The organism is Amycolatopsis sp. 505, assembly GCF_031625235.1.
Lineage (GTDB): Bacteria > Actinomycetota > Actinomycetes > Mycobacteriales > Pseudonocardiaceae > Amycolatopsis.
Genome location: NZ_JACKQP010000010.1, coordinates 283,431 through 309,214, shown reverse-complemented (window position 1 = coordinate 309,214; position 25,784 = coordinate 283,431). Strand labels below are relative to the sequence as shown.

General features: G+C 71.5%; 29 protein-coding genes. 6 read left to right on the top strand and 23 right to left on the bottom strand.

The features are described 5' to 3' along the window. Positions 1-30: 30 nt before the first annotated feature. Genes pyrF through pyrR form a run of 9 tightly spaced genes read right to left on the bottom strand, consistent with a single transcriptional unit; the run spans position 31 to position 10,366 of the window. A complete protein-coding gene (pyrF, locus tag H5965_RS34830) occupies positions 31-879 on the bottom strand; it encodes an orotidine-5'-phosphate decarboxylase (RefSeq protein WP_310975043.1) in 849 nt (282 codons plus the stop codon). Then, complete coding sequence (carB, locus tag H5965_RS34825; RefSeq protein WP_310975041.1) at positions 876-4,190, bottom strand: carbamoyl-phosphate synthase large subunit; 3,315 nt, start codon at positions 4,188-4,190, stop codon at positions 876-878. The genes pyrF and carB overlap by 4 nt, the downstream gene beginning before the upstream one ends. Beyond that, positions 4,190-4,795, bottom strand: a complete 606-nt coding sequence (locus tag H5965_RS34820) for a DUF4276 family protein (protein ID WP_310975039.1) — start codon at positions 4,793-4,795, stop codon at positions 4,190-4,192. Before H5965_RS34820 ends, carB begins: the two co-directional genes overlap by 1 nt. Continuing rightward, complete coding sequence (locus tag H5965_RS34815) at positions 4,792-5,946, bottom strand: AAA family ATPase (RefSeq protein ID WP_310975038.1); 1,155 nt, start codon at positions 5,944-5,946, stop codon at positions 4,792-4,794. The genes H5965_RS34820 and H5965_RS34815 overlap by 4 nt, the downstream gene beginning before the upstream one ends. Continuing rightward, positions 5,943-7,064 (bottom strand): glutamine-hydrolyzing carbamoyl-phosphate synthase small subunit, encoded by a 1,122-nt coding sequence (gene carA, locus H5965_RS34810; protein ID WP_310975036.1) that lies wholly within the window; start codon positions 7,062-7,064, stop codon positions 5,943-5,945. Before carA ends, H5965_RS34815 begins: the two co-directional genes overlap by 4 nt. Then, on the bottom strand, positions 7,061-7,555 hold the full coding sequence (locus tag H5965_RS34805) for a transporter (RefSeq protein WP_310975034.1): 495 nt from the start codon (positions 7,553-7,555) through the stop codon (positions 7,061-7,063). Before H5965_RS34805 ends, carA begins: the two co-directional genes overlap by 4 nt. After that, entirely contained in the window at positions 7,555-8,841 is a 1,287-nt protein-coding gene (locus H5965_RS34800; RefSeq protein ID WP_310975033.1) for a dihydroorotase, read from the bottom strand. The genes H5965_RS34805 and H5965_RS34800 overlap by 1 nt, the downstream gene beginning before the upstream one ends. Next, positions 8,838-9,770: an aspartate carbamoyltransferase catalytic subunit gene (locus H5965_RS34795; RefSeq protein WP_176176229.1), complete on the bottom strand. Its 933-nt coding sequence runs from the start codon at positions 9,768-9,770 to the stop codon at positions 8,838-8,840. The genes H5965_RS34800 and H5965_RS34795 overlap by 4 nt, the downstream gene beginning before the upstream one ends. Beyond that, positions 9,767-10,366 carry a bifunctional pyr operon transcriptional regulator/uracil phosphoribosyltransferase PyrR gene (gene pyrR, locus H5965_RS34790; RefSeq protein ID WP_310975031.1) on the bottom strand — a complete coding sequence of 200 codons (600 nt, stop codon included), beginning with the start codon at positions 10,364-10,366 and terminating at the stop codon, positions 9,767-9,769. The genes H5965_RS34795 and pyrR overlap by 4 nt, the downstream gene beginning before the upstream one ends. A gap of 248 nt (positions 10,367-10,614) precedes the next feature. Here pyrR and H5965_RS34785 point away from each other — a divergent pair, with 248 nt between their 5' ends. Next, a complete protein-coding gene (locus H5965_RS34785; RefSeq protein WP_003096372.1) occupies positions 10,615-11,103 on the top strand; it encodes a transcriptional regulator in 489 nt (162 codons plus the stop codon). 105 nt (positions 11,104-11,208) lie between these two features. Here the strand turns inward: H5965_RS34785 and nusB are convergent, their stop codons facing one another. Genes nusB through H5965_RS34770 form a run of 3 tightly spaced genes read right to left on the bottom strand, consistent with a single transcriptional unit; the run spans position 11,209 to position 13,361 of the window. Then, a complete protein-coding gene (nusB, locus tag H5965_RS34780; protein ID WP_310975013.1) occupies positions 11,209-11,664 on the bottom strand; it encodes a transcription antitermination factor NusB in 456 nt (151 codons plus the stop codon). Further along, complete coding sequence (gene efp / locus H5965_RS34775) at positions 11,664-12,227, bottom strand: elongation factor P (RefSeq protein WP_310975012.1); 564 nt, start codon at positions 12,225-12,227, stop codon at positions 11,664-11,666. Before efp ends, nusB begins: the two co-directional genes overlap by 1 nt. 45 nt (positions 12,228-12,272) lie before the next feature. Beyond that, positions 12,273-13,361, bottom strand: a complete 1,089-nt coding sequence (locus H5965_RS34770; protein WP_310975011.1) for a Xaa-Pro peptidase family protein — start codon at positions 13,359-13,361, stop codon at positions 12,273-12,275. A gap of 68 nt (positions 13,362-13,429) precedes the next feature. Here H5965_RS34770 and H5965_RS34765 point away from each other — a divergent pair, with 68 nt between their 5' ends. Further along, positions 13,430-13,843, top strand: coding sequence for a B-4DMT family transporter (locus tag H5965_RS34765; protein ID WP_310975010.1), 414 nt, complete (start codon positions 13,430-13,432; stop codon positions 13,841-13,843). Between the two features lie 295 nt (positions 13,844-14,138). On the opposite strand, the gene H5965_RS34760 is transcribed toward H5965_RS34765, so the two are convergent. The 9 genes from H5965_RS34760 to H5965_RS34720 form a co-directional block, all read right to left on the bottom strand. Then, the gene (locus H5965_RS34760; RefSeq protein ID WP_310975009.1) at positions 14,139-15,617 is read right to left on the bottom strand and encodes a beta-xylosidase; all 1,479 of its coding nucleotides are present in this window, start codon (positions 15,615-15,617) and stop codon (positions 14,139-14,141) included. A 179-nt stretch (positions 15,618-15,796) separates the two neighbouring features. Further along, positions 15,797-16,705, bottom strand: coding sequence for a GNAT family N-acetyltransferase (locus H5965_RS34755; protein ID WP_310975008.1), 909 nt, complete (start codon positions 16,703-16,705; stop codon positions 15,797-15,799). Beyond that, positions 16,702-17,133, bottom strand: coding sequence for a type II 3-dehydroquinate dehydratase (gene aroQ / locus H5965_RS34750; protein ID WP_310975007.1), 432 nt, complete (start codon positions 17,131-17,133; stop codon positions 16,702-16,704). Before aroQ ends, H5965_RS34755 begins: the two co-directional genes overlap by 4 nt. Then, the gene (gene aroB, locus H5965_RS34745) at positions 17,130-18,239 is read right to left on the bottom strand and encodes a 3-dehydroquinate synthase (protein WP_310975006.1); all 1,110 of its coding nucleotides are present in this window, start codon (positions 18,237-18,239) and stop codon (positions 17,130-17,132) included. The genes aroQ and aroB overlap by 4 nt, the downstream gene beginning before the upstream one ends. Before the next feature lie 8 nt (positions 18,240-18,247). Then, positions 18,248-18,772, bottom strand: a complete 525-nt coding sequence (locus H5965_RS34740; RefSeq protein WP_310975005.1) for a shikimate kinase — start codon at positions 18,770-18,772, stop codon at positions 18,248-18,250. Next, the gene (gene aroC / locus H5965_RS34735) at positions 18,769-19,956 is read right to left on the bottom strand and encodes a chorismate synthase (RefSeq protein WP_310975004.1); all 1,188 of its coding nucleotides are present in this window, start codon (positions 19,954-19,956) and stop codon (positions 18,769-18,771) included. Before aroC ends, H5965_RS34740 begins: the two co-directional genes overlap by 4 nt. 314 nt (positions 19,957-20,270) lie before the next feature. Then, complete coding sequence (locus tag H5965_RS34730; protein WP_310975003.1) at positions 20,271-20,924, bottom strand: zf-HC2 domain-containing protein; 654 nt, start codon at positions 20,922-20,924, stop codon at positions 20,271-20,273. Next, on the bottom strand, positions 20,921-21,433 hold the full coding sequence (locus H5965_RS34725) for a sigma-70 family RNA polymerase sigma factor (RefSeq protein WP_310975002.1): 513 nt from the start codon (positions 21,431-21,433) through the stop codon (positions 20,921-20,923). Before H5965_RS34725 ends, H5965_RS34730 begins: the two co-directional genes overlap by 4 nt. A 4-nt stretch (positions 21,434-21,437) precedes the next feature. Next, positions 21,438-21,806, bottom strand: a complete 369-nt coding sequence (locus H5965_RS34720; RefSeq protein WP_310975001.1) for a hypothetical protein — start codon at positions 21,804-21,806, stop codon at positions 21,438-21,440. A 105-nt stretch (positions 21,807-21,911) separates the two neighbouring features. On the opposite strand from H5965_RS34720, the gene H5965_RS34715 reads away from it, so the two are divergent. Next, positions 21,912-22,349: a Rieske (2Fe-2S) protein gene (locus H5965_RS34715; RefSeq protein ID WP_310975000.1), complete on the top strand. Its 438-nt coding sequence runs from the start codon at positions 21,912-21,914 to the stop codon at positions 22,347-22,349. A 130-nt stretch (positions 22,350-22,479) separates the two neighbouring features. On the opposite strand, the gene H5965_RS34710 is transcribed toward H5965_RS34715, so the two are convergent. Both H5965_RS34710 and H5965_RS34705 read right to left on the bottom strand, forming a co-directional pair. Then, the gene (locus H5965_RS34710) at positions 22,480-22,935 is read right to left on the bottom strand and encodes a PTS glucose transporter subunit IIA (protein ID WP_310974999.1); all 456 of its coding nucleotides are present in this window, start codon (positions 22,933-22,935) and stop codon (positions 22,480-22,482) included. Next, complete coding sequence (locus H5965_RS34705) at positions 22,932-23,171, bottom strand: glucose PTS transporter subunit EIIB (protein ID WP_167379806.1); 240 nt, start codon at positions 23,169-23,171, stop codon at positions 22,932-22,934. The genes H5965_RS34710 and H5965_RS34705 overlap by 4 nt, the downstream gene beginning before the upstream one ends. Before the next feature lie 242 nt (positions 23,172-23,413). Here H5965_RS34705 and H5965_RS34700 point away from each other — a divergent pair, with 242 nt between their 5' ends. The 3 genes from H5965_RS34700 to H5965_RS34690 are packed head-to-tail and all read left to right on the top strand — an operon-like array spanning position 23,414 to position 25,733. Continuing rightward, a complete protein-coding gene (locus H5965_RS34700) occupies positions 23,414-24,202 on the top strand; it encodes a GntR family transcriptional regulator (RefSeq protein ID WP_310974998.1) in 789 nt (262 codons plus the stop codon). Next, positions 24,199-25,431: a PTS transporter subunit EIIC gene (locus tag H5965_RS34695; protein ID WP_310974997.1), complete on the top strand. Its 1,233-nt coding sequence runs from the start codon at positions 24,199-24,201 to the stop codon at positions 25,429-25,431. The genes H5965_RS34700 and H5965_RS34695 overlap by 4 nt, the downstream gene beginning before the upstream one ends. Before the next feature lie 35 nt (positions 25,432-25,466). Further along, positions 25,467-25,733 (top strand): HPr family phosphocarrier protein, encoded by a 267-nt coding sequence (locus H5965_RS34690; protein ID WP_285994310.1) that lies wholly within the window; start codon positions 25,467-25,469, stop codon positions 25,731-25,733. The last annotated feature ends 51 nt before the right edge of the window (positions 25,734-25,784 follow it).

The following is a 25,784-nucleotide window of genomic DNA, read 5'->3' as shown; positions in this document are numbered from 1 at the left end:
GTGCCTGGTGGGGGCCGGTTCCGGGCCCTGCTATTGGTCGTTTTCCTGCGGGTCGGCCAGCACTTCGGCGACCCGTTCGACCGCTCGGCGCAAAGCCGCTTGCTCCGGACCGTGCTTCAGGATGTCCCGGGACGACGCGGGCAGCACGCCCGGCAGGGACGCACCGAACAGGGCCCGCAAATCGGCCACAGTGGCTCCCTGGGCCCCGAAACCGGGGGCCAGCACCGGGCCGTTCAGCCGCGAAAGATCCAGCTCTCCCGGCGGAACGGTGGCTCCGACGACGACACCCACATCGCCGAGCGGTTCCGCGCCTGCGTTGAGCGCCATCGCCGCGTCGACGATCGCCTGCGCGACCGTGCGGCCGTCGGGCAGCTTCGCGTTCTGCACTTCGCCCGCTTCCGGGTTCGAAGTCCGAGCAAGCACGAAGATGCCGCGCCCCGCGGCGACGGCCGTTTCGGCGCATTGGGCCAAAGAGCCGAAGCCGAGATACGGCGAAACGGTGATCGCGTCGGCGGCGATCGCCGCACCCTCGGCGACGTACGCGGCGGTGTAGGCGCCCATCGTGGACCCGATGTCGCCGCGCTTGACGTCCAGGAGCACCAGCGCGCCGGCGTCCCGGGCGGCGGAAACCACCCGTTCCAGGACGCGGACACCGCCCGGTCCGAAACTTTCGAAGAACGCCGACTGCGGCTTCACGATCGCCGCGCGCGCCGCCAGGACCTCCGTGGCGGACAGCGCGAACCGTTCCAGGCCCGAGACGTCCACCGGGAGCCCCCAGGCCTCGATGAGGCCCGGGTGGGGGTCGATCCCGGCGCACAGCGGGCCGCGGGCCGCGACGGCCTTGGCCAGCCGCGCCCCGAACCGCTCCCGCCCGCTCACGACTTCGCCTTCAGCGCCGCCTGGAGCTCCTGCAGCGACCGGACGCCGATGTCGCCCCGGATCAGCGCTTCGATGCCGTGCACGGCCGCCGCGGCGCCCTGCACGGTGGTCACGCACGGGATGTCGCGCGACACCGCGGCGGTGCGGATTTCGTAGCCGTCGACGCGTGGACCACTGTTCCCGTAGGGAGTGTTGATCACCATGTCGACATCGCCGTTCAGGATGACGTCCACGATGTTCGGCTCGGCTTCGGTGGAGCCCTCGTAGTGCTTGCGCACCACGGTGCACGGGATTCCGTTGCGCCGCAGCACTTCCGCGGTGCCGGAGGTGGCGAGGATCTCGAAGCCGAGGTCCGCCAGCCGCTTCACCGGGAACACCAGCGAGCGCTTGTCGCGGTTGGCCACCGAGACGAACACCCGGCCGGACGTCGGCAGCGAGCCGTACGCGCCGCTCTGGGACTTCGCGAACGCCTTGCCGAAGTCGACGTCGACGCCCATCACCTCGCCGGTGGACTTCATCTCCGGGCCGAGCAGCGAGTCGACGCCGTGGCCTTCGGGGGTGCGGAAGCGGTGGAAGGGCAGCACGGCTTCCTTCACCGCCACCGGCGAGTCGGCCGGCAGGTGCCCGCCGTCGCCTTCGGCCGGCAGGACACCGCTCTCGCGCAGGTCCTTGATCGTCGAGCCGGTCATGATCAGCGCGGCGGCCTTGGCCAGCGGCACGGCCGTCGCCTTGGACACGAACGGCACCGTCCGCGACGCGCGCGGGTTGGCCTCCAGGACGTACAGGACGTCGTCCTTGAGCGCGTACTGGACGTTCAGGAGCCCGCGCACGCCCACCCCGCGGGCGATCGCCTCGGTGGAGCGCCGGACGGCCTCCAGGTCGGTGTGGCCGAGGGTGATCGGCGGCAGCGCGCACGAGGAGTCACCGGAGTGGATCCCGGCTTCCTCGATGTGTTCCATGACGCCGCCGAGGTAGAGCTCCTCGCCGTCGAACAGCGCGTCGACGTCGATTTCGATGGCGTCGTCGAGGAAGCGGTCCACGAGCACCGGGTGCTCGGGCGTGACCTCGGTGGCGCGGCGGATGTAGCCGGCCAGGGTCTCCTCGTCGTAGACGATCTCCATGCCGCGGCCCCCGAGCACGTAGGACGGCCGGACGAGCACCGGGTAGCCGATCTCGTCGGCGATCCGCTTGGCGCCCTCGAAGGACGTCGCCGTGCCGTAGCGCGGCGCGGGCAGCCCGGCGTCGGTGAGGACCTCGCCGAACGCGCCGCGGTCCTCGGCCAGGTGGATGGCCTCCGGCGGCGTGCCGACCACCGGGACCCCGGCGTCGGCGAGCTTCTTGGCCAGGCCCAGCGGAGTCTGGCCGCCGAGCTGGACGATGACCCCGGCGACCGTGCCGGACGCCTGCTCGGCGTGCACGACCTCGAGGACGTCCTCGAAGGACAGCGGCTCGAAGTACAGCCGGTCGGAGGTGTCGTAGTCGGTGGACACGGTTTCCGGGTTGCAGTTGACCATGACGGCCTCGAAACCCGCCTCCCGCAACGCGATCGCCGCGTGCACGCAGGAGTAGTCGAACTCGATGCCCTGCCCGATCCGGTTCGGGCCGGAGCCGAGGATGAGCACCTTCGGCTTGTCGCTCTGGGCGACCACTTCGGACTGCGCGTCGGGATCGGACTCGTAGGCCGAGTAGTGGTAAGGGGTCTTGGCCGCGAACTCGGCCGCGCAGGTGTCGACGGTCTTGAACACCGGCCGCACGCCGAGGCGGTGGCGCAGGGCGCGGACGCCGTCCTCGCCGGCCAGTTCCGGCCGCAGGGCGGCGATCTGGCGGTCGGACAGGCCGGTGCGCTTGGCGCGCCGGAGGAGGTCGCCGTCCAGGACCGGCGCGTCGCGGACCTCGGCGCCGACCTCGCCGATGAGGGCGATCTGGTCGATGAACCACGGGTCGATGCCCGACGCTTCGTGCACCTGCTCGACGGTGGCGCCGAGCCGCAGGGCACGCTCCACTTCGTACAGCCGGCCTTCGTGCGCGGTGCGCAGCGAGTCCAAAGTGGATTCGACGGTCGCGCCTTCGGGGTCGGGCAGCGTCCAGAACCCGGTCGCCTTGGTCTCGATCGACCGCATCACCTTGCCGAGCGCCTCGGGGAAGCTGCGGCCGAACGACATCGCCTCGCCGACGCTCTTCATGGTCGTGGTCAGCGTCGGGTCCGCGCCCGGGAACTTCTCGAAGGCGAACCGCGGCATCTTGACGACGACGTAGTCCAAAGTGGGCTCGAACGCGGCCGGTGTCTCGCCGGTGATGTCGTTCTGGATCTCGTCGAGCGTGTAGCCGATGGCGAGCTTCGCGGCGATCTTGGCGATCGGGAAGCCGGTCGCCTTGGACGCCAGCGCGGAACTCCGCGACACGCGCGGGTTCATCTCGATGACGACCATCCGGCCGTCGCGCGGGTTGATCGCGAACTGGATGTTGCAGCCACCGGTGTCGACGCCGACCTCGCGCAGCACGGCGATGCCGACGTCCCGCATCACCTGGTACTCGCGGTCGGTGAGGGTCATGGTCGGGGCGACGGTGACCGAGTCGCCGGTGTGCACACCCATCGCGTCGATGTTCTCGATCGAGCAGACGACCACGACGTTGTCGTGCTTGTCGCGCATCAGCTCGAGCTCGTACTCCTTCCAGCCGAGCACGCTCTCCTCGATGAGCACCTCGGTGACCGGGGATTCGGCGAGGCCGGTGGAGGCGAGCCGCTCGAGGTCCTCGGGCGTGTGCGCCATGCCGGACCCGAGCCCGCCCATGGTGAAGGACGGCCGGATGACGACCGGGAGGCCGAGTTCCTTGACGGTGTCGCGGACTTCGTCCATGTCGTGGCAGACGCGGCTGCGTGGGACGTCGGCACCGACGGTCCGGACGATGTCCTTGAACTTCTGCCGGTCCTCACCGCGCTGGATGGCGTCGATGTCGGCGCCGATCAGCTCGACACCGTACTTGTCCAGTACCCCGCGTTCGTGCAGGGCGACGGCGCAATTGAGCGCGGTCTGCCCGCCGAGGGTCGCCAGGAGGGCGTCCGGACGCTCCTCGGCGATGACCTTCTCGACGAAGTCGGGGGTGACCGGCTCGATGTAGGTGGCGTCGGCGAACTCGGGGTCGGTCATGATGGTGGCCGGGTTCGAGTTCACCAGGGAGACGCGCAGGCCTTCGCTGCGCAGCACCCGGCAGGCCTGGGTACCGGAGTAGTCGAACTCCGCGGCCTGCCCGATCACGATCGGCCCGGAGCCGATCACCAGCACGTGCTGGATGTCCGTCCTCTTCGGCATCAGTTTCCTTCTTTCACCAGGCGCCGCAAGCCGTCGCGGAAGACCTGAAAGCTTTTGGAGCGGTTGTTCTCGATGTCCATGTGGGGCGCGATGTCGCGGGCTGCGCGGACCTTCTCGAGGCCCTTCTTGTGGTAGTCGCGCAGCACGTACCCCAAGCCCTTCGACGCTCGGCCGGGAACGTTCTCCGGGTCCCGGAACTTGGTCTGGCTTGCCAGGCTCGGAGGCACTTTGGGGTAGGCCGCGTGCAGCGCGGGCACGTCACCGAGGAACCAGGCTTCGAGCTCTTCGATCACGATGCGGAACAACGTCGCGTCAGCGGGCAGCCCTGCTTCGCGCGCGATCTCGGCCAGACGGTTCTTGAGCTCGACGCAGTCGTCGTTGTCCCGGTCGAGCAGAACCACAATCCGCAGGCCGGTCTCGGCCCAATGGTGTGTGTAGCCCCGTAGTCGGTCGGGCAGTTTGCGCAGCAAGTCGGTCTTGCCGTTGAAGGGAACGATCCGGAAGTCGACGCCGGGGACGATCTTCGGGAGAAGCGTCTTCAGCGCCTCTTCCGCAGACTGTTCCTCGACGAACACTTCAAGACAGCAGGGAGCCAACACGGTCATGGGCGCTCCCCGAGCGGGTCACCGAACCGGAAGTACCCCTCGGTCCACAGGTCACCGAGCGCTCCACCGGACTCGACCATGCGGACAACGGCCTCTTCGTCGGAAGCACGTTGAGCCTCAGCGTAACCATCGTTTCCTCGCGCGAACGTCCAGACCTCGTCCGGTTGCAGGGCGTCGACGAAGCGAGGGGCGTGGGTAGCGATGACGACCTGGTCGGCCCGTGCGCCGCGCGCCTCTTCGGCGAGCGAGTAGTGCAGCCGCGGGTGGACCTGGTTCTCCGGCTCCTCGATCAGGAGAACCGACGGGACCGCGCGCAACGCCACGAGATACCCGAGCAGCAACAGTGTGCCGTCGGAGATGTTCTCAGGAGCAACGAGGTCTTCCTTGCCCTGCTCGCGCAGGCGGACGATCCAGGCGCCGTTGCCCTGTTCCAGAGGCTCGATGTCATCGAACCCTGGAACGTACCTCCGCATTGAAGCCCGGATGTCCTCCCACTCGCGGGGGAACTCGTCGCGGAGACGCCGGACGATGGCCCCTAGGTTCCGGCCGTCCGGCTTGAGCTGAGAGGACTCGTCTTTCACGCCTTTGCGCATTGCGTCGAGATCCAGGTCCGAGAGAGCGATCTCCCCGATAAACCGGCGGAACCTGCTGACTTCGGCCTTGCCTGCGAGCTGACTCACCAGACCCAGCCCGAGGAGGTCAGGGCCTGACAACTCGATGAGTTCCCATGCACCGGCATTGGCAAATCCGCCGTCGCCGCGCCGGAAGTGCAAGGCGTCGAAGGCGACCTCAGCCCCTTCCGGCTGCCAAGTCAGCTTCTCCTCGGCCACCACCGGCTCGTCATCGTCATGCTCGATGACCACTCGGTACGCGCCCACCGCGCCTTCGATGCGGCAGGTGAGCTCGATCTCGACCGGTCCGGCCTCGCCGTGTGTGACGATGGCAGCGGCGCCCCCGCGCTCGTCCCAAGCCGAGCGAAGCCCGACCCGAAGCGACTCGGAGAGGAAGTCCAGGGCGTCGAACACCGTGGACTTCCCGCTCCCGTTCGGCCCCAGCAGCGCCATCACCGGCGTCAGGCCGTCCAGCTCGAGGTCCCGGAGCACCCGGTAGTTCCGGATCCGGAGCCGTTCGATGCCGGTCGTGAGGGTCACGACCGCTTCTCCATGAGCGAAACGAATTCGTCGAACAGGGGTGCCGCGTCGTGGGGGCCGGCCGCGGCTTCGGGGTGGTACTGGACCGAGAACGCCGGGACCTCCAGGGCCCGGACGCCCTCCACCGTGTCGTCGTTGGGGCAGTAGTGGCTGATCTGCGCCGACCCGAACGGGGACTCGAAGCGCTGGCCCGGCTCGCCTTCCAGCGCGAACCCGTGGTTCTGGGCCGTGATGGCCACCTGCCGGGTGGCCACGTCGATCACCGGGATGTTGATGCCTCGGTGGCCGTAACGCATCTTGTACGTTCCCAGCCCCAGCGCGCGGCCGAGGACCTGGTTGCCGAAGCAGATGCCGAACAGCGGGATCTCGCGTTCCAGCACCTGCTTGGTCAGCTCGGTCGCGTGCGTCGTCGTGGCCGGGTCGCCCGGGCCGTTCGACAGGAACACCCCGTCCGGCTCGATCGCCAGCAGCTCGTCCAGCGTCGACGTCGAGGGCAGCACGTGGACCTCGATGCCGCGCTTGATCATCTGGCGCGGGGTGTTGGACTTGATGCCCAGGTCCAGCGCCGCCACCCGGAAGCGCACCTCACCGGACGGCGAGACCACGTACGGCTTCGGCGTGGTCACCTGGCCGGCCAGGTCGGCACCCTCCATCTTCGGGCTCGCCAGCACCTCGGAGACCATCTCGTCGACGCTGCCGAGCGCGTCACCGGAGAAGACCCCGGCGCGCATCGCGCCGACCTCGCGCAGGTGCCGCGTCAGCGAGCGGGTGTCGACCTCGGCGATGCCGACGATCCCCTGGCGCACCAGCTCTTCGTCCAGGGTCCGACGGGAACGCCAGTTGGACGGCGTGCGGGCGGGGTCGCGCACCACGTAGCCGTTGACCCAGATCTTCGAGGACTCGTCGTCCTCGTCGTTCCAGCCGGTGTTGCCGATCTGCGGCGCCGTCTGGACCACGATCTGCCCGTGGTACGACGGGTCGGTCAGCGTCTCCTGGTAACCGGTCATGCCGGTGCAGAACACCGCCTCGCCGAGGGTTCGCCCCTGCGCGCCGTAGGCAGCGCCGCGGAACACCCGGCCGTCTTCGAGTACCAGTGCGGCCTGAGCGCGCGCGTTCACTGGGCACCTCCCTTGATCTTGAGCTGTTCGATCCACTGTGGATAGTCGTCGAGGTCGTCGCCGCGGAAGCCGGTGTCGAGCTCGACGTCGCCGAGGCGCCAGGTGATGACGAGCAGGGCGTCCGTGCCCATCACCTTCCCGGCGATCTTCGTGTCGCGCCGGACGCCGGTGACGGCGTCGCGCGGGATCCAGAAGTCCGGGGCCCCGCCGCGTTCGACGGCAATCCCCGCGGAGTGCAACCGCCAGACCGCCCCGGTGCGCAGCCCCGCGCCGCGGGTGACGATCCGGTTCTGCCACTCCCCCGCGATCGTCGTCGACAGGTAGACGCCGGTGGACTCCAGCAGGACGTCCCCCGCCTCGCCGGGGATGGCGGGGAACGGCGGCACCTGGGCGCTCTGCGAGCGCGACTTGCGCCGCCAGCCCACGTACATGCCCCAGAGGCAGAGCAGGAAGAAGGCGACGATCGCCAGCACCAGCCAGAGGCGTTCCATCAGCAGATCTTCCCGTCCCGCGCGGTGATCCGCCCGCGCAGCAGCGTCGCGGTCACCACGCCGGGCAGCCGCATTCCCTCGTACGGGGTGTTGGCCGCGATGCTGGCCAGCTCCGCGCCGCGGACCGTCCACTCGGCGTCCGGGTCCACCAGGGCCAGGTTCGCCGGCTCGCCCACCGCGATCGGACGGCCCTGGTCGGCCAGGTTGCCGATCTCGGCGGGCCGCTCGCTCATGACGCGGGCGACGCCACGCCAGTCGAGCAGGCCGGTGCGGACCATGGTTTCGGCCACGATGGACAGTGCCGTCTGCAGCCCGAGCATGCCCGGCCGGGCCGCGCTCCACTCGGTGTCCTTGTCCTGCACCGCGTGCGGCGCGTGGTCGGTGGCGACGCAGTCGATCACGCCCTCGGCCAGCGCGGCCCGCAGCTTCTCGGCGTCGGACTCGGTGCGCAGCGGCGGGTTCACCTTGTTCACCGGGTCGTAGGTGGCCAGCCGCTCGTCGGTGAGCAGCAGGTGGTGCGGCGTGACCTCGGCCGACACCTTCGTGCCGCGGTCCTTGGCCCAGCGCAGCACGTCCGCCGTGCCCGAGGTCGAGACGTGGCAGACGTGCAGCCGCGCGTTCGCGTGCAGTGCCAGGAGGCAGTCGCGGGCCACGATGGACTCTTCCGCCGCGGCCGGCCAGCCGGTGTAGCCGAGCCGGGCCGCGCGCTCGCCCTCGTGGGCCTGGGCGCCGACGGTGAGCCGCGGCTCCTCCGCGTGCTGCGCGATGACGACGTCGAGCGCGGTCGAGTACTCCAGCGCCCGGCGCATGAGCAGCGGGTCGGCGACGCAGAGGCCGTCGTCGGAGAACACCTTCACCCGGGCCTGCGAGTTGGCCATCGTGCCCAGCTCGGCGAGCTTCTCGCCCTTGAGCCCGACGGTGACCGCGCCGACCGGGTGGACGTCGACCAGGCCGACCTCCTGGCCGCGCCGCCACACGTGGTCGACGATCACGGCGTTGTCGGCGACCGGGTCGGTGTTGGCCATGGCGAACACCGCGGTGTAGCCACCGAGCGCCGCCGCGGCCGAGCCGGTGTCGATGGTCTCGGTGTCCTCGCGGCCGGGTTCGCGCAGGTGGGTGTGCAGGTCGACGAAGCCGGGCAGCAGGACCTGCCCCGCGGCCTCGATGACCGAAGCGTCTGCAGGGACGTCGACGGCGCCGATCGCGGTGATCACGCCGTCCTCGACCAGGACGTCGACCGGGTCGCCTTCGCCGTAGGGGCGGGCGCCCTTGATCACGGTGGTCACGCGGCGGCTCCTTCGCTGGCCAGGAGGTGGTAGAGGACCGCCATGCGCACGTGGACGCCGTTGCGGACCTGTTCGGTGATGGCCGAGGCCGGGGAGTCGGCGACCGCCGAAGCGATCTCCATCCCGCGCAGCATCGGGCCGGGGTGCAGCACGACCGCGTGGTCCGGCAGCAGCTTCTGCCGCCGTTCCGAGAGGCCGTACGCGATGGAGTACTCCCGCGCACTCGGAAAGAAACCTCCGTGCATGCGTTCCGCCTGGACCCGCAGCATCATGACGGCGTCGACCGCGGGCAGCTCGGCGTCCAGGTCGTGCGAGACGGTGACCGGCAGGCTCTCGACGCCGTAGGGCAGCAGCGTCGGCGGCGCGACCAGCACCACCTCCGCGCCGAGGGCCGACAGCAGGTGGATGTTCGAGCGGGCCACGCGGCTGTGCAGGACGTCCCCGACGATCGCGATCCGGCGGTCCTTCAGCGACCCGAGGCGCTCCCGCAGCGTGGCCGCGTCGAGCAGGGCCTGCGTCGGGTGCTCGTGCGTGCCGTCGCCGGCGTTGACCACCGACGTACCGGGCTCGGCGAGCCAGCCGGCCAGGCGCTGCGCGGCGCCGCTGGCCGGGTGCCGGACGATCACGCAGTCGGCGCCCGCGGCGGCCAGCGTGAGGGCGGTGTCCCGGAGGGACTCCCCCTTGTTCACCGAGGAGCTGGACGCGGAGACGTTGATCACGTCCGCGCTCATCCACTTGCCGGCGATCTCGAACGACACCCGGGTGCGCGTCGAGTTCTCGTAGAACAGGGTGATCACCGTGCGGCCGCGCAGCGTCGGCAGCTTCTTGACCTCGCGGCCGAGCAGCGTGTGCTTCAGCTCGTCGGCGGTGTCGAGCACGGCCGTGGCGAGCGCCGGGTCCAGGCCGTCGGTGGCGAGCAGGTGCTTCACGAGTCCTCTCCAGCAGCATCGGAAGGGCGCAGCAGGACGGCGTCCCGGCCGTCGATCTCGGCCAGCAGCACCGAGACGCCCTCGGTGCGGGCGGTCGGGACGTTCTTGCCCACGTAGTCGGCCCGGATCGGCAGCTCCCGGTGACCGCGGTCGACCAGGACGGCCAGCTGCACCGCGCGCGGGCGGCCGTGATCACGCAGGGCATCGAGCGCGGCCCGGATGGTCCGGCCGGAGAAGAGGACGTCGTCGACCAGGATCACGACGCGGTCGTCGATGCCGTCCGGCGGCAGCTGCGTCTGCTCGAGGGCGCGCGGCGGGCGGCGGCGGAGGTCGTCCCGGTAGAGGGTGACGTCGAGGGCGCCGGTGGGCGGGCGGACCCCGGAGAACTCGCCGATCTTGTCGGCGAGGCGGACGGCGAGCGGCGTGCCCCGGGACGGGATGCCGAGCAACACGGGCGGGGTAGTGCTCTCCGCACCGTTCGCGGTCTTTTCGATGACCTGATGGGCCATTCGGGCGATCGTGCGCGCGACATCGCCGGCCGTCAGGAGCTCGCGCTCCCCGGCCGAACCAGCCGCGTCACGCGGGCGTGACGACAAACCGGACTCCTTCCCCGCCTCACCGGACGGGTCCTTAAAGGACGTCTGTTCCCCTGCTGGTCGGGGCTTTCCCACCGACAGTAGCAGGCACTTTGCTCAGTCTTCCGGGTGGTGTGAGGTGATTCGCGACAAGCTCGCGCTTGACCTGGTGACAACAATGCGTAACCATTACTCTGAGTATTCGACTCAGCGAGTCCCCCGGCCCGGTCACCCCGACCGGGAGGGGGTGAAGAACGGAGAACGACCAGATGGGCGATTACGCCAAGGCGCTCGGGGCCAAGCTCCGCGGGATCCGCCAGCAGCAGGGCCTGTCCCTGCACGGGGTCGAGCAGAAGTCCGGTGGGCGCTGGAAGGCCGTCGTCGTCGGCTCGTACGAGCGTGGCGACCGCGCCGTCACCGTGCAGAAGCTGGCCGAGCTGGCCGACTTCTACGGTGTGCCGGTGGTCGAGCTGCTGCCCGAGGGCCGGGTCCCCTCCGGCGCGGAGCCCGCCACCAAGATCGTCATCAACCTGGAGCGCCTGCAGCAGCTGCCGGCCGAAAAGGTGGGCCCGCTGGCCCGCTACGCGGCGACGATCCAGAGCCAGCGCGGCGACTACAACGGCAAGGTGCTCTCGATCCGCACCGAGGACCTGCGGTCCCTGGCGATCATCTACGACATGACCCCGGGCGAGCTGACCGAGCAGCTCATCGACTGGGGCGTCCTGCCGCCGGAGGCACGTCCTTCCAAGGAGGACTGATCGCCGGATGTGCTGCACCGACGCAGTGAGCGTTTCCAGCGGGGCACCTGGAGACGCTCACTGGTTCGTCGGGGGGCCCGCAGCACCGGGCGTGTTCTTCTTCCGTCAGAGCACGGCGCGCAGGCGGTCGGCGATCGTGCCGATCCGGCCCAGGACGCCGTTGACGAACCGCGGCGAGTCGTCCGTGGACAGTTCCTTCGCCAGGCCGACGGCCTCGTCGATCGCGACCGGGTCCGGCACGTCCTCGGCCCAGAGCAGCTCGTAGACCCCGACCCGCAGCACCGCGAGGTCGACCTTCGGCATCCGCTCCAGGGTCCAGCCCTGCGCGTGCTCGGCCAGCAGCTCGTCGATCCGGGTCTTCCGCCCGGTGACGCCCTCGACCAGGCTGATCGTGTAGTCCGCGATCGGGTCGACGTCCGTCGCGCCGACCCGGTCGGCCAGCAGCGTCACCGCGTCGGTGTCGCGCTGCGCGGCCTCGTACAGCATTTCCACCGCGCGGCGGCGCGCTTGCCGGCGGCTGATCGCGCCGCCGCGGTTCGGGTGGGGTTTCGACGTCGGCATCAGCTGGAGACGCGGCCCAGGTAACGGCCGTCGCGGGTGTCGACCTTGATCTTCTCGCCGGTGGAGAGGAACAGCGGGACCTGGATCTCCGCGCCGGTCTCCAGCGTGGCCGGCTTGGTGCCGCCGGTGGAGCGGTCGCCCTGCAGGCCCGGGTCGGTGTGCTGGACGACCAGCTCGACCGACGTCGGCAGCTCGACGTACAGCGGCTCGTTCTCGTGCACCGCGACCTGGACCTCGGTGTTCTCGAGCATGTAGTTGGCGTTGTCGCCGACGACCTCGGCCGGGACGGTGATCTGGTCGTAGGTGTCGCCGTCCATGAACACGAAGTCCTGCCCCTCCTTGTAGAGGTAGGTCATGTTCCGGCGGTCCACCGTGGCCGTCTCGACCTTCGTGCCCGCGTTGAACGTCTTGTCGACCACCTTGCCGGTGAGCACGTGCTTGAGCGTCGTGCGCACGAAGGCGCCGCCCTTGCCCGGCTTGACGTGCTGGAACGCGGTGACGGTCCACAGCTGGCCCTCGAGGTTGAGGACGAGCCCGTTCTTCAGGTCGTTGGTCGTGGCCACGAGCTTGCAGTCTCCTGTGTCGAATCTTCGGGTTCGGGGCCGCTGTCAGACGACCACGAGGTTCTTGGTGCTCAGGGTGAGGAGTTCGGGCTCCCCAGCCCGCACGACGAGCGTGTCCTCGATGCGCACGCCACCGCGCCCCGCGAGGTACACGCCGGGCTCGACGGTGACCGCCATACCGGCGGCCAGTGTACCGACGCCCGTCGCGGCGAAGCTGGGCGCCTCGTGGATCTGCAGGCCGACGCCGTGGCCGAGGCCGTGCGCGAAGTGCTCGCCGTGGCCCGCGTCCGCGATCACCGTCCGCGCCGCGGCGTCCACATCGGACACCTCGGCGCCCGGCACGACGGCGGCGACCCCGGCCGCCTGGGCGGCGTGCACGAGCTCGTAGACCTCCCGCTGCCAGTCCGCGGGTTCGCCGAGGACGAAGGTGCGGGTCATGTCGGAGTGGTAGCCGTCGACGGTGGCGCCGAAGTCCAGCTTGACGAAGTCGCCGCGCTCGAGCTCGGCGTGCGTGGGCTGGTGGTGGGGGATGGCCGAGTGCGCGCCGGCCGCGACGATGGAGGCGAAGCTGGTTGCTTGGGAGCCGTGCTCCAGCATCCGGTTCTCCAGGTCACGGGCGATTTCCAGCTCGGTCCGCCCCGGCCGTAGCCCGCCGGCCGCGACGAGGTCGTCCAGCGCCCGGTCGGCGGCCGCGCACGCCTGGCGCAGGGCCTCGATCTCGGTTTCGTCCTTGACCTCGCGCAGCCGCTCGACGAGGCCGGGGGTCCGTTCCAGGGGCACCTGCTGCTTGAGGGCCTCGTAGGTCTCGACGCTGACGTGCTGGCTCTCGAACCCGAGCCGTCCGTAGGTCTTGGTGTCCTTCGCGGCGCGGGCGACGAGGGCGGCGGCACTGGCCCGGTCGACGACGGTTTCGAGGTCGGGCACCTCGGCGGCGGATTGGGTGGTGTACCGGCCGTCGGTGCAGAAGAGCGTCCGGTCGTCCCCGCCCGCGTGGAGGAGGAGGGCGGCGTTGGAGCCGGTGAACCCGGTGAGGTAGCGGATGTTCAGCAGATCGGTGACCAGCAGCGCCTCGACACCGGCCCCGGTCAGGAGCCCGCGCAGCGCGGCACGACGTCGTCCATGGGTTTCAGGCACGGGTCCACCCTAGTGGGCGGGTTTGCCGGGGGAAGCGACTCGCCAGTAGGCCGCCTACACTCCGCAGGATGAGCGCCTGGGTGATTCGCGGACTGGTGATGGCGGTGCTGCACGGCACGGCGTTGACGCTGCTGGCCAAGTACGCCGTGTACCACCCGACGGACCAGACGCTCGCGGTCTCGCTGACGTTGGCGGTCCTGGTCGGCGCGGCGGCCCTGTGGGCGGCACTGGACGCGTGGCGGGGTGTTTCCGACCGCGGCCGCGCGTGGTTCATCGCGGCGCTGGTCGCGGGCGTGGTCTCGGGCATCCTGTACGTGATCGGGCGAGCGGTGTTCGTCGACCAGACGGGGGTGTCGGAGCTGGGCGGAGCGCTGACGGGCGGAGCGGCGTTCTCGGCACTGCTGGTCCTGGTCCCGGCGGGGCTGGGGCTGTTCGTCGGCGGGCGCATCGGCCGCTCCCCGAGCGCCGACGGCGAGCGCTGAGGGGACTTCGACCGTCGCCGGCCGCACCTGCGGAGCCGGCACCACGGCGAGTAGCGCCGGGCGACGTTCCCCCGCCAGATCACCCACTTGGCGGTCGCCCACCAACCCGGCAGCCCAGCCGCAACCGCGGCGATCCCACGCACCTGCTCCCCCGCTCGCGACCGCCCGCCCCGGCCGCGATGGCCCTCGCGCGGCGAGCCTCCGGCGGCGCCTCGCGGCCGCAGCCGGCATCCCGGTGGGACCCGCGTTGTTCGCCGGCGGACGAATCGGCCGGTCCTCGAGCGCAGACCCGACCTCAGCCCACCAAGGAAGCGCCCGGCGGGTAGCCGTCCCACTGGGCCCGGGTCACCGGGCGGGCCGTCGAGCCGTTGCCGGCCACCACGCCGGGGTCGGGGGCCTCCCAGCGGCGGCCGTCCAGGATGAACGCGTAGCCGTGGCCCGAGGCCTGCACCGCCTCCGCTCCCGAACGCAGCCGCGTCGCCTGCGGGAGCGCCGCCAGTGCCTGCGGGGCCCGGTCGAGGACCTCGCCCGCCAGCGCCACCGCCACCGCGCGGCGGTCCACCCGGACCCGCGCGCCCGCCCGGACCAGGTCCATCGTGCGCTCCGGGGACGGCGCCGTCACGCCGTCGAACGTCGACGCCGCCCGGGCCGGGTTCGCGCAGGCCTGGCTGCCGAGCAGGTCCAGCCCGAAATGCCGCAGGTCGGTCGGGGCGCGGGCGCCGCCGATCGCCGTCGCGCGCACGAGGTCGAACGGCACCCGGTCGCACGGGTCGGCCGGCGACAGCGGCGCGTGCCCGTCCGCGCGGCGCACCAGTCCCGGCCCTTCCTGCCACGGCCCGGGCACGACCACGGGCTGGTACGGGTGCTCGGTGAAGTCCGCGGTCCAGAACGTCAGCGTCGTCCCGCCGTCGGTCTCGTGCGCGACGACGAACGCGGCGAGCGCGCCCACCCACATCAGGTCCGCGCTGAACCCGTCGACGACCGACCGCGCGCGCGGCGCCGACGTCGACGCGACCGGCACGAACCCGCCGACGTCCAACGCCTGCACCCCGGACCCGAACGCCGGGTCGCGCGAGCGGAGCAGGAACTGCCCCGCGCCGTTCGGGCCCGCGGCGCGGCCGGTGGTGTCGGTGAACATCAGGTAGAACCAGCCGTCGAGGTAGACGGCCGACGGCTGGCCGGCGCCGTAGACGTTTTCGCGGTGCACGTCGTGCGACGGCCCGAGGATCGGTCCCCCGCCCGCAGCGCGGGTCCAGTGGATGCCGTCGGCGCTGGTGGCGAGCCCGATGGAGTTGCCGAGCGCGTGGTCCCCGGCGGCGCCGGTGTAGTACAGGTAGTACGTCGAGCCGACGCGCAGCACCGACGGGTCGCAGGTGTGCATGCCGTCGAACTGCCCGGGCGCCCCGGAGAACACGGCGGCCGGGACCCCGCCACCCGGTCCGGTGAACGGCCCGTCGAACGACCGGGCCTGCGCGTAGAGGATGTCGTCCCCGGCCGGGCCGGCGCCGCCGTACTGGCTGCACCACCACATCCGGGTCTGCCCCCGGTCGAGCATCACCGACGGCCCGTAGTTGTAGACGGCGTCGAGCCCCCCGGCGGCGATCACGCCACCACTCTGCCGAGGGTCACCCGAAGGAAGTTTGACGTCGGTGGGCCGCGGCGGCCCGGCGGTCTTCCCGCCCGCGATGGCGGGCTGCTCGCCCGCGGCCTGCGGCTGGGCGTAACCCTCGGTGCAACCCGCGAGCAGGAGCCCGGCCAGAACACTGGCGAGCAAGGCACGAGCGGGTCGCCGACCCCCACGACGAAACGGGTGCACGGCATCGGAGTGTAGCGAGCGCCTTCACCCGTCCGAGCGACCGCGCTCCGGTTCGGGATCCCCGCTTCCCAGGTCGCGAATGACTCATTCGGGACCTCCGACGTCCCGAATGAGTCATTCGCGACGTCCGGCCCTGGTCACGCGTTCGCGAGCGGACCCTCCGCGGCGACCAGCTCGACCTCGAACCCGGCCTCGTTCTCCAGGTACGCCGCGTAGTGGGCGGGCCCGCCCGCGTGCGGGTACCGGTCAGCGAACAGCGGCCGCCAGCCGTGGTCCGTCGCCCGGGCCGCCAGGTCGTCGACCTGCTCCCGCGTTCCCACCTGCAGCGCCAGGTGGTTCAGCCCCGGCCGCGTGCGCTCGTGCTCCGGCGCGCTCAGCGCCGGCGACGCCTCCACCACCAGGTACGTCCCGCCCAGCCGCCAGCTGACCCCGGCCGGCCAGCGCTGGAACTCGCGCCAGCCGAGCTCGCCCAGCAGCCAGCCCCAGCTGCGCTCGGCTTCGGCGAGGTCCGGCACCCACAGCTCGATGTGGTGCGGCCGCCCGTGCGACGTCGGCAGCGCCACCAGCACGCGGTGCAGGTCGCCGTAGTGGACGCCGCTGCCGACGTCGAGGAAACCCAGGCGCCCGGCCACCTTGCGGCTCGCCGCGTTCCGCTCGTGGACCAGCGCCCACACCGCCGGAAGCCCGAGCGTGCCGAGCCCGTGGTCGAGCAGCGCGCGGGCGGCCTCGGTGGCCAGGCCCTGCCCCGCGTGCGCGCTCGCGACGTAGTAGCCCAGCTCGGGCACCTCGCCCGGCAGCTCCCACGACGGCCGCAGGTGCGCGACGCCGATCACCTCGCCGTCACGTTCGATCACCCAGTGACCCTGACCCGCGGGGCCGCGGTAGGCCAGCCGGCGGTCCACCATCGCGCTCGCCGCGGCCGGGTCGGAGAAGTCCGCGGCGAAGTACCGGCTCATCTCCGGGTCGGCGAACACCTTCACCACGGCTTCGCGGTCCGCCTCGGTCAGCGGCCGCAGCGTCAGCCGCGGCGTCGCCAGCACCGTCATCCCGGGCGGGTGGCGAGCCAGCGCAGGGCGAGCGGGTAGCCGTCGACGCCGAGGCCGGCGATCACCGCCGTCGCGATGTCCGACAGGACGCTGTGGTGCCGGAACGCCTCGCGCCTGTGGACGTTCGAGATGTGCAGCTCGATCAGCGGGGCGGTCAGCTGCGCCGCGGCGTCGCGGACCGCGATCGAGTAGTGCGTCCACGCGCCGGCGTTGAGCACCACCGGGTGACCGCCGTCGGCCGCTTCGTGTAGCCAGCCGACCATTTCGCCTTCGTGGTCGGTCTGCCGGACCTCGACCTCGATCCCCAGCTCCTCGCCTGTTTCGACGCACAGCGCCGCGAGGTCGGCGTGCGTCGTCGAGCCGTAGACCGACGGCTCGCGCTTGCCGAGCCGGCCGAGGTTGGGGCCGTTGAGCACGAACGCCTTCACAGCAGCACGCTCCCGCCGCTGCGGGTCGGCTCCACCGCGATCGCCGAGTACGCGGCCGCGAGCAGCGACGGGTCCGGGCCCTCCAGGCGGCCGGGCTTGGCGAGCGCGTCGAGGACGACGAACCGCAGCGCGCCCGAGCGGGTCTTCTTGTCGCCCTTCATGGTTTCCAGCAGCTGCGGCAGCGCGTCGGCGTCGTACGTCGTCGGCAGGCCGAGCAGCTTCAGCACCGAGGCGTGGCGCTCGGCCGTGGCGTCGTCGAGGCGCCCGGCCAGCCGCGCCAGCTCGGCGGCGAACACCAGGCCCACGCTGACCGCGGCGCCGTGGCGCCACCGGTACCGCTCGCGGCGCTCGATGGCGTGGCCGAGGGTGTGGCCGTAGTTGAGGATCTCCCGCAGATCGGACTCGCGCAGGTCGGCGGCGACGACGTCGGCCTTGACCTGGATGGACCGCCGGACCAGCTCGGCCAGCACCTCGCCGGTCGCGTCGAGTGCCGCGGCCGGGCCGGCCTCGATCAGCTCGAGGATCCGCGGGTCGGCGATGAAGCCGGCCTTGACGACCTCGGCCATCCCGGCGACCAGCTCGTTCGGCGGCAGCGTCTCCAGCGTGGCGAGGTCGACGAACACCGCGCTCGGCTCGTGGAACACCCCGACGAGGTTCTTGCCGGCGTCGGTGTTGATGCCGGTCTTGCCGCCGACCGAGGCGTCGACCATGCCGAGCAGCGTGGTCGGCACGTTGACCAGCCGGACCCCGCGCATCCACGTGCCCGCGACGAACCCGGCGAGGTCGGTGACGGCGCCGCCGCCGAGGCCGACCACGGCGCCGCGCCGGTCCAGCCCGATCCGGCCGAGCACCTCCCAGCAGAAGCCCGCGACGGTCAGCGCCTTGCCGTCCTCGGCGTCCGGGATCTCGACGCGGTGGGCGTCGAGGCCCGCGGCGTTGAGCTCGTCGCGGATGGCTTCGGCGGTGGTGGTCAGCGTGGGCGGGTGGATCAGCGCGATCTTCGAGGCGTCGGCCAGGTGCTCGGTGAGGTCGCCGAGCAGGCCGCGCCCGATCACGACGTCGTAGGGCTGGGCGGTGGCGACGGTGATCCGCACCGGATCGGACACGGGGTGACTCACTCCTTGGCTTCGGCGGGAACGGCGAGCTCCGCCACGAGGTGCGCGACGATCTCGGGGGGCGTCCGGTCGTCGGTGACGATCTCGACGGTGGCGACCTCGCGGTAGACGGGCACCCGCTCGTCGAGCAGTTTCTTGAAGGTGGCGCGGGGGTTCACCCCGGCCAGCAGCGGCCGCGCGCTCGACAGGCCGGTGCGTTGCACACCCGCCGCGAGGCCGACGTTGAGGAACACGACGGTGTGCTCGGCCAGCCGGGCCCGGGTGCCCGGCGTCAGCGGCGCGCCGCCGCCGAGGGAGAGCACGCCGTCGTGCTCCGCGAGCGCCGTCGCGACCGCTTCTTCTTCCAGGGCGCGGAAAGCGGGTTCGCCGTCGTCCGCGAAAATGTCGGAGATGCTGCGCCCGGCGCGCGCGACGATGTCGTCGTCGCTGTCGCGGAACCCGACGCCGAGCGCGGCCGCCAGCAGCGGCCCGACCGTGCTCTTGCCCGAGCCGGGCGGGCCGACGACCACCGCGCGCGGACTCACCACCGCTCCTCGAGCGCCTTGAGGTAGGCCTCGGCGTTGCGCTTGCTCTCGGCGAGCGAGTCGCCGCCGAACTTCTCGAGCGCGGCGTCGGCGAGGATGAGCGCGACGACCGATTCCAGCACGACCCCGGCGCGCGGCACGGCGCAGACGTCCGACCGCTGGTGGATCGCGACCGCGGGCTCGCCGGTCTTGACGTCTACTGTGGACAGTGCTTTGGGGACGGTCGAGATCGGCTTCATGGCCACCCGGACCCGCAGCGGCTCGCCGTTGGTGATGCCGCCTTCGAGGCCGCCCGCGCGGTTGGACCGGCGGGTGACGCCGACCGGGCCGGTGCCGCGGTCGATCTCGTCGTGCGCCTGGCTGCCCCAGCGGCGTGCGGTGGTGAAGCCGTCGCCGACCTCGACGCCCTTCATCGCCTGGACGCCCATCAGCGCGCCCGCGAGGCGGGCGTCGAGCCGGCGGTCCCAGTGGACGTGCGAGCCGAGGCCCGGCGGGAGGCCGTAGGCGAGGACCTCGATCACGCCTCCGACGGTGTCGCCCGCCTTCCGCACGGCGTCGACCTCGGCGACCATGGCGTCGGTGCCTTCCTGGCTGAAGGAGCGCACCGGGCTCTCGTCGATGGCGGCCAGGTCGCCCGGCTGCGGGAGCGGGCCTTCGGGCGCGTCGGCCCCGCCGATCGAGACGACGTGGCTGAGGATTTCGACGTCGAGCAGCTGCTTGAGGAAGTTGCGGGCGACGGTGCCGAGCGCGGTCCGCGACGCGGTCTCGCGGGCGCTGGCGCGTTCCAGGACGGGACGGGCCTCGTCGAAGCCGTACTTCTGCATGCCGGGCAGGTCCGCGTGGCCGGGGCGGGGCCGGGTGAGCGGTTCGTTGCGCGCGAGGCCTTCGAGGATCTGGGGGTCCACCGGGTCGGCCGCCATGACCTGCTCCCACTTGGGCCACTCGGCGTTCTCGATGTGCACGGCGACCGGGCCGCCCTGGGTGAGACCGTGGCGGACGCCGCCGAGGAACTCGATGTGGTCGGTTTCGAACCCCATCCGCGGGCTGCGGCCGAACCCGAGGCGGCGGCGGGCCAGCTGCTCGGTGACGTCGGCGGTGGTGACGGCAACGCCCGCGGGCATCCCTTCGAGCACGGCGGCCAGCGCGGGTCCGTGCGATTCACCTGCGGTGATCCAGCGCAACATGGGCTCAATCCTGTCACGGCCGCGGCACGGGCCGGGACATGCCTCCGCTCACCCGGCACGGGAGGAGAGCCGGGCGGCCGGTTCGCCCACCCGGAGGGGGTCGGTCCGCGTACCCAGGCGGACGACACGCGTGCCTGGATGGACGACACGCGTGATCAGAGGGTCAACTCACGTGATTGGAGGGTCGACACGGCGGCTGTGCGCGTGTCGACCCTCCAATCACGCGTGTCGACCCTTCAATCACGGGTGTCGGCTGCTCGATCACGGGTGGGTGGCTCATCCGGGGCCCCCTGCGGCCCGGATGAGCCACCGGCTCAGAGCGTCAGCCGGAGGAGGGGGAGGCCGTCGGCCAGGCGGACTTCGAGGGCCGCCAGGTCCGCCTGGTGCACGGCCGTGCCGATCGACAGGCGGGCCGTGTTGTCCGGGAGGGCCTTCCAGGTCGCCAGCCGGGTCTCCACGCCCGAACGCGAGATCGCCACCAGGACGTACTCGCCGCCGCTGCGGCCGCCCGTGTAGCTGCACGACATGTCGACCTGGGTGCCCCAGTCGAACGCCGCCAGGCGGGCGTCCGCGCGGACCGGGAACTGCCCCAGCGCCGTCATCGCCACCGAAGGCGGCGGCGCGGGCGCGGGCAACGGAGAAGGAGCCGAGGCCACCACCGCCAGCGCCACGCAGGCCGACACCGCCAGCGCCGCCGACGCGGACGTCACGGCGAGCCGGATCCGGCGGCCGCGCCGCACCCGCCGCAGCACCACCGGGAGCAGGTCCGGCGGGGGCGGACCGGGGTCCGGCAGCGACGCCGGCGCGTCCACCCTGGCCAGCAGGCCGGGCAGCCCCGCCAGCTCGCGCACCGAAGCCGCGCACCGGTCGCACGTGCGAAGGTGCTCCTCGAAGCGCTGGCGGTCCTCGGGGGCGAGCGCCCCGAGCACGTACGCGGCGTCGAACGTCGCGAAAGGATCCTCGCTCACTGGGTCACTCCCCTCTCCTCCAGCACCAGGCGGAGCGCGCGCAACGCGTAGTGCGTACGCGACTTGACCGTCCCTTCGGCCACCCCCAGCTTCAGCGCCGCGTCGGCGACGGAATACCCCTGGAAGTAGCACAGCAGCAGCACCTCGCGGTGCCGTTCCGACAGCTCGGCCAGCGCCTCGGCGACCAGCCAGCCCTGCACCGCGCGGTCGGTGCCGTCGGCGACCACGCGGTCCGGCGGTCGGTCGGTCGGCACCTCCGACCGGGCCGACGCCGACCGCCAGCCGTCGATGGCGATCCGCCGGGCCACCGTGAACAGCCACGCCCGCGCCGAGCCCTGCGACTGGTCCAGCACCGCCGGCGAGCGCCAGGCCCGCAGCAGCGTCTCCTGGACGACGTCCTCGGCCCGGATCCGGTCGCCGGAGGTCAGGTGGAGGGCGTAGGACCACAGCGCCGCCGCGTGGTCCTCGTGCAGCGCGCGCATGAGCGCCTCTTCGGCGACTTCTCCCACGAACTCAGGCCGCGACCCGGCGCCGGTCCTTCACGAACAGCAGCGCCAGACCGCCCACGATGCAGACCGCCTCGGTGATGACGCCCCAGTACTCCGGCTGGCTGTTGAACTGGTCGTGGTTGCCCATGAACCCGACCGTCGCGGCCAGCACGTACGCGCCGAGCGTGAGCGCCCCGAAGCCGACCGCGCCCAGTGCCGGCAGCCAGTGCCGCCAGGCCAGGACCGCGATCGCCAGCACCAGCCCGGCGATCGCGTCGAGCAGGAACAGCGTGCCGGTCAGGCCGGGGTAGTCCTGCGTCCACAAGAAGTAGTGCACGCCCGCCGAGCCGAGCAGCGCGGCCGCCACGACGATGCGTAGAACCCAACTCACCATGATCGTTCCTCCACTCCACACCCACTCCGGTACATACACGGAGCAGGGGGCGATCCGGTTCACCGGAAATTGAACCGAACGGGTGGCGATCCCGTTGATAAGGGCATGACAGCCGAACTGCACTCCCGCCGCACCGTCCTGTCCACCGGTGCCGCCGTTGCCGGTGCCGCCGTCGGCGCCGTCGCCCTCACCGCCTGCTCGTCGGAACCGAACGGCAAGTCGGGCACCGCGCAGGCCCCGATCGCCGCCGGGACGCCGCTGGTCGCGCTGGCCGAGGTGCCGGTCGGGCAGGCGAAGGCGGCGAAGGCCCCGGACGGCTCCGACGTGATCGTGGCCCGGACGTCCGAGTCGGCCTGCGCCGCGTTCAGCGCGGTGTGCACGCACCAGGGCTGCACCGTGACGCCGAAGGGCGCCGACCTGGTCTGCCCGTGCCACGGTTCGGTGTTCAACGCGCTCACCGGCGAGGTCAAGCAGGGCCCGGCGAACAAGCCCCTGCCGAGCGTGCCGGTCAAGGTGGAGAACGGGAAGGTCGTCACCGGCTGACGAGCCGGGCGCGCGAACGGGCCCTTGTGGAGCGTCCACAAGGGCCCGTTCGCTCGCTTTTCGGGGGTCCGGGTGGCGAAGCCCCCGGCCCGGGGCGAAGCCCCGGTTGTCACCGTGTGACAGCTGAAGCTCAGGCGTCCCAGGCGAAGAGCCGGTCGCCGGCGGCGACCTCGCGCTCGGTGTCCAAACCGGACAAAACCTCCGCCGAGGCGTCCAGCGCGACGACCGGGACGATCGCCGAGTAGCCCGCCGCGGTCACCGCCTCCGGGTCCCAGCTGACGATCGGCTGCCCGGCCCGCACCTGCTCGCCCTTGACGACGTGCAGCGTGAAGCCCTCGCCCTTCTCCTTGACCGTGTCGATCCCGAGGTGGACCAGCACGGCCTTGCCGTCCTCGGTCGCGACGACGTAGGCGTGCGGGTGCAGCGTCGCCACCGTGCCGTCGACCGGCGCGACCGCGTCCGACCGGCCGCCCGTGGGCTGCACCGCGATGCCCGGGCCGACCATCGCCTGCGCGAAGACCGGGTCGGGGACCTCGGTGATCGGCACCACGCGCCCGGCGACCGGGCTGAGGATGTCGAAGCTCACAGCAGGTCCTCGATGTCGCTGGCGATGGTGTCCGCCTCCGGCCCGACGATCACCTGCAGCGCCGACGACCCCATCTTGACCACGCCCATCGCGCCGGCCTTCTTCAGCGCCGCCTCGTCGACGAGGCTCATGTCCTCGACCTCGCAGCGCAGCCGCGTGATGCAGCCCTCGATCTCGGTGAGGTTCTCCGTGCCGCCGAGTGCGGCGAGGATCTTCTCGGGCCTGTCATCCGCCATCGCGGTCTCCTTGATCACTGTTTGTTCCCAACCTGACGCGAACCGCGTGTCCACCTGTACTACGCCGATCGTCGGCATGCACCCCGCCGCGGGCCACGAACGGATAACGGTGGTTGACACCCGTCCGCACGGCGGAGCATCCTGCCCCATCAGATCATTGGTCTAGACCGGAACGTACCAATGTTCCGGGCCGGACGCGAGCACCGGTCCCCGGTGGCGCGAGAACGAGGAGGGTGACGCCGATGAGCGCGGCCGCGCACGTCCCGCCGCCCGACAAGGTTGTCAACGGGCCCACGCCCAAGCACGCCCAGCTGCGGGAAATCCTCCGCCGCACGGTGGAGCGCGAGCTCCCGCCGGGTGCGCCGATCCCGTCGGAACGCGAGCTGGCCCAGCGCTACGGCGTGTCGCGGCTCACGGTCCGGTCGGCGATCGGCAAGCTGGTCGAGGAGGGCCTGCTCGCCCGGGTCCGCGGCAAGGGCACGTTCACCGCGGCCCGGCGGATGGAGCTGCAGCTCTACCTGATGTCGTTCACCGACGACATGCGGAGGCGGGGGCTGACCCCGACGACCGAGGTGGTCTCCGCGGCCACCGAGGTGCCGCCCACCGCCTCGGCGCACGCCCTCGGCCTGGCCGAGGGCGCGTCCGCGCACCACCTGGTGCGCCTGCGCCACGCCGACGGCGTGCCCCTGGCCGTCGAGCGCGGCTGGTACCACGCGGGCCGGGCTCCCGGCCTGCTCGGGCTCGACCTGACCCAGTCCATTTACGCGCAGCTGGCCGAGACGTACGGTGTGCGTCCCGACCAGGCGTGGCAGACGGTCTGGGCCGAAGGCGCGGACCGCGAGACGGCCCGGCTGCTCGGCATGCGTGCCGGCAGCCCCCTGCTCGTGTTCCGGCGGGTCTCCAGCGCAGGCGGCGACCCGATCGAAGACATCACGTCCTGGTACCGGGGAGATCACTACCAGGTGACCATGCAGTTGGACCGGAACACCCCGGAGCCCGGTCAACCACCCCACTATGGAGGATCCAGATGAGCACCACCACCGCGGAGGGGGCGAAGAAGGGCGGCGGAGGTCTCGCCGGCCTGCAGCGCTTCGGCCGCAGCCTCATGCTCCCCATCGCCACGCTCCCTGCGGCGGGCATCCTGCTCCGGTTCGGTCAGGACGACCTGCTCGGCAAGGACGGCCTCGGCTGGGACAAGGTAGCCGCCGTCATCGGCTCGGCGGGCAACGCGCTCTTCGACTTCCTGCCCCTGCTCTTCGCGATCGGCATCGCGGTCGGCTTCGCCCGCAAGGGTGACGGTTCGACGGCCGTGGCGGCGGCGGTCGGCTGGGTCGTCTTCAACCGGGTGATCCAGGCCATCGCGCCGGTCAGCAGCCAGGTGGGCTACAAGCCCGCGTGGGACAGCTCGCCGCTGCACTGGCCGTACAGCGTCCTGACCGGCATCGTGTCCGGTATCGTCGCGGCCCTGCTGTGGCAGCGGTACCACCGGATCAAGCTGCCCGCGTGGCTGGCGTTCTTCGGTGGGCGGCGGTTCGTCCCGATCATCACCGCCTTCACCATGATCATCCTGGGTGTCATCTTCGGCATCGTCTTCAAGTGGGTCGACGCGGGCATCCAGAACCTCGGTGAGGCGATCGTCGGCCAGCCGGTCGTCGGTGGCGGCATCTACGGCTTCTTCAACCGCCTGCTCATCCCGGTCGGTCTGCACCAGCTGCTGAACGTCCCGATGTGGTTCATCTTCAACGGTGGCGACCTGACCAACTTCTTCAACCACGTGCAGGGCTCGGGCATCTTCATGACCGGGTTCTTCCCGATCTTCATGTTCGCCCTGCCGGCCGCGGCGCTCGCGATCTGGCAGACCGCCCGCCCCGCGCAGAAGAAGATCGTCGGCGGTGTGATGATCGCGGCCGCGCTGACCTCGTTCATCACCGGTGTCACCGAGCCGATCGAGTTCTCGTTCATGTTCGTGGCGTGGCCGCTGTACATCTTCCACGCGATCATGACCGGCGTTTCGCTGGCGCTGGTGAACGCCCTGGACATCCACCTCGGCTTCTCCTTCTCCGCGGGCGGGATCGACTTCCTGCTCAACTCAAGCCTGGACACCGCGCACAAGGCGTGGCTGCTCATCCCGATCGGGCTGGTCTTCGGGGTGATCTACTACTTCGTGTTCCGGATCGTCATCACGAAGTGGAACCTGCGCACCCCGGGCCGCGAGGACGACTCGATCGAGGCGGACCTCGACCGGACGGCCGCGAAGTAACATCACCACCGATGTAACCGAAAGCGAGGACGAACATGCCGGAGAAACGCGTCGCCGTGGCCAGCAAGGTGGGCCTGCACGCCCGGCCGGCCGCGCTGGTGGCGAAGGCGGCCGCGGCGCAGCCCGTCGCGGTGCAGATCGCCAAGGCCGGCGGAGACCCGGTGGCCGCCGGCAGCGTGCTCAACCTGATGACGCTGGCCGCCGGGTACGGCGACGAGGTCGTCATCAGCGCCGAGGGCGAGGGCGCCGAGGAGGCCGTGGAAGCGGTCGCCCAGCTCGTCGCCACCGATCTCGACGCCTGACGAACACCCGCGAAGGCCCCCGCACCGGTCCCCGACACCGGTGCGGGGGCC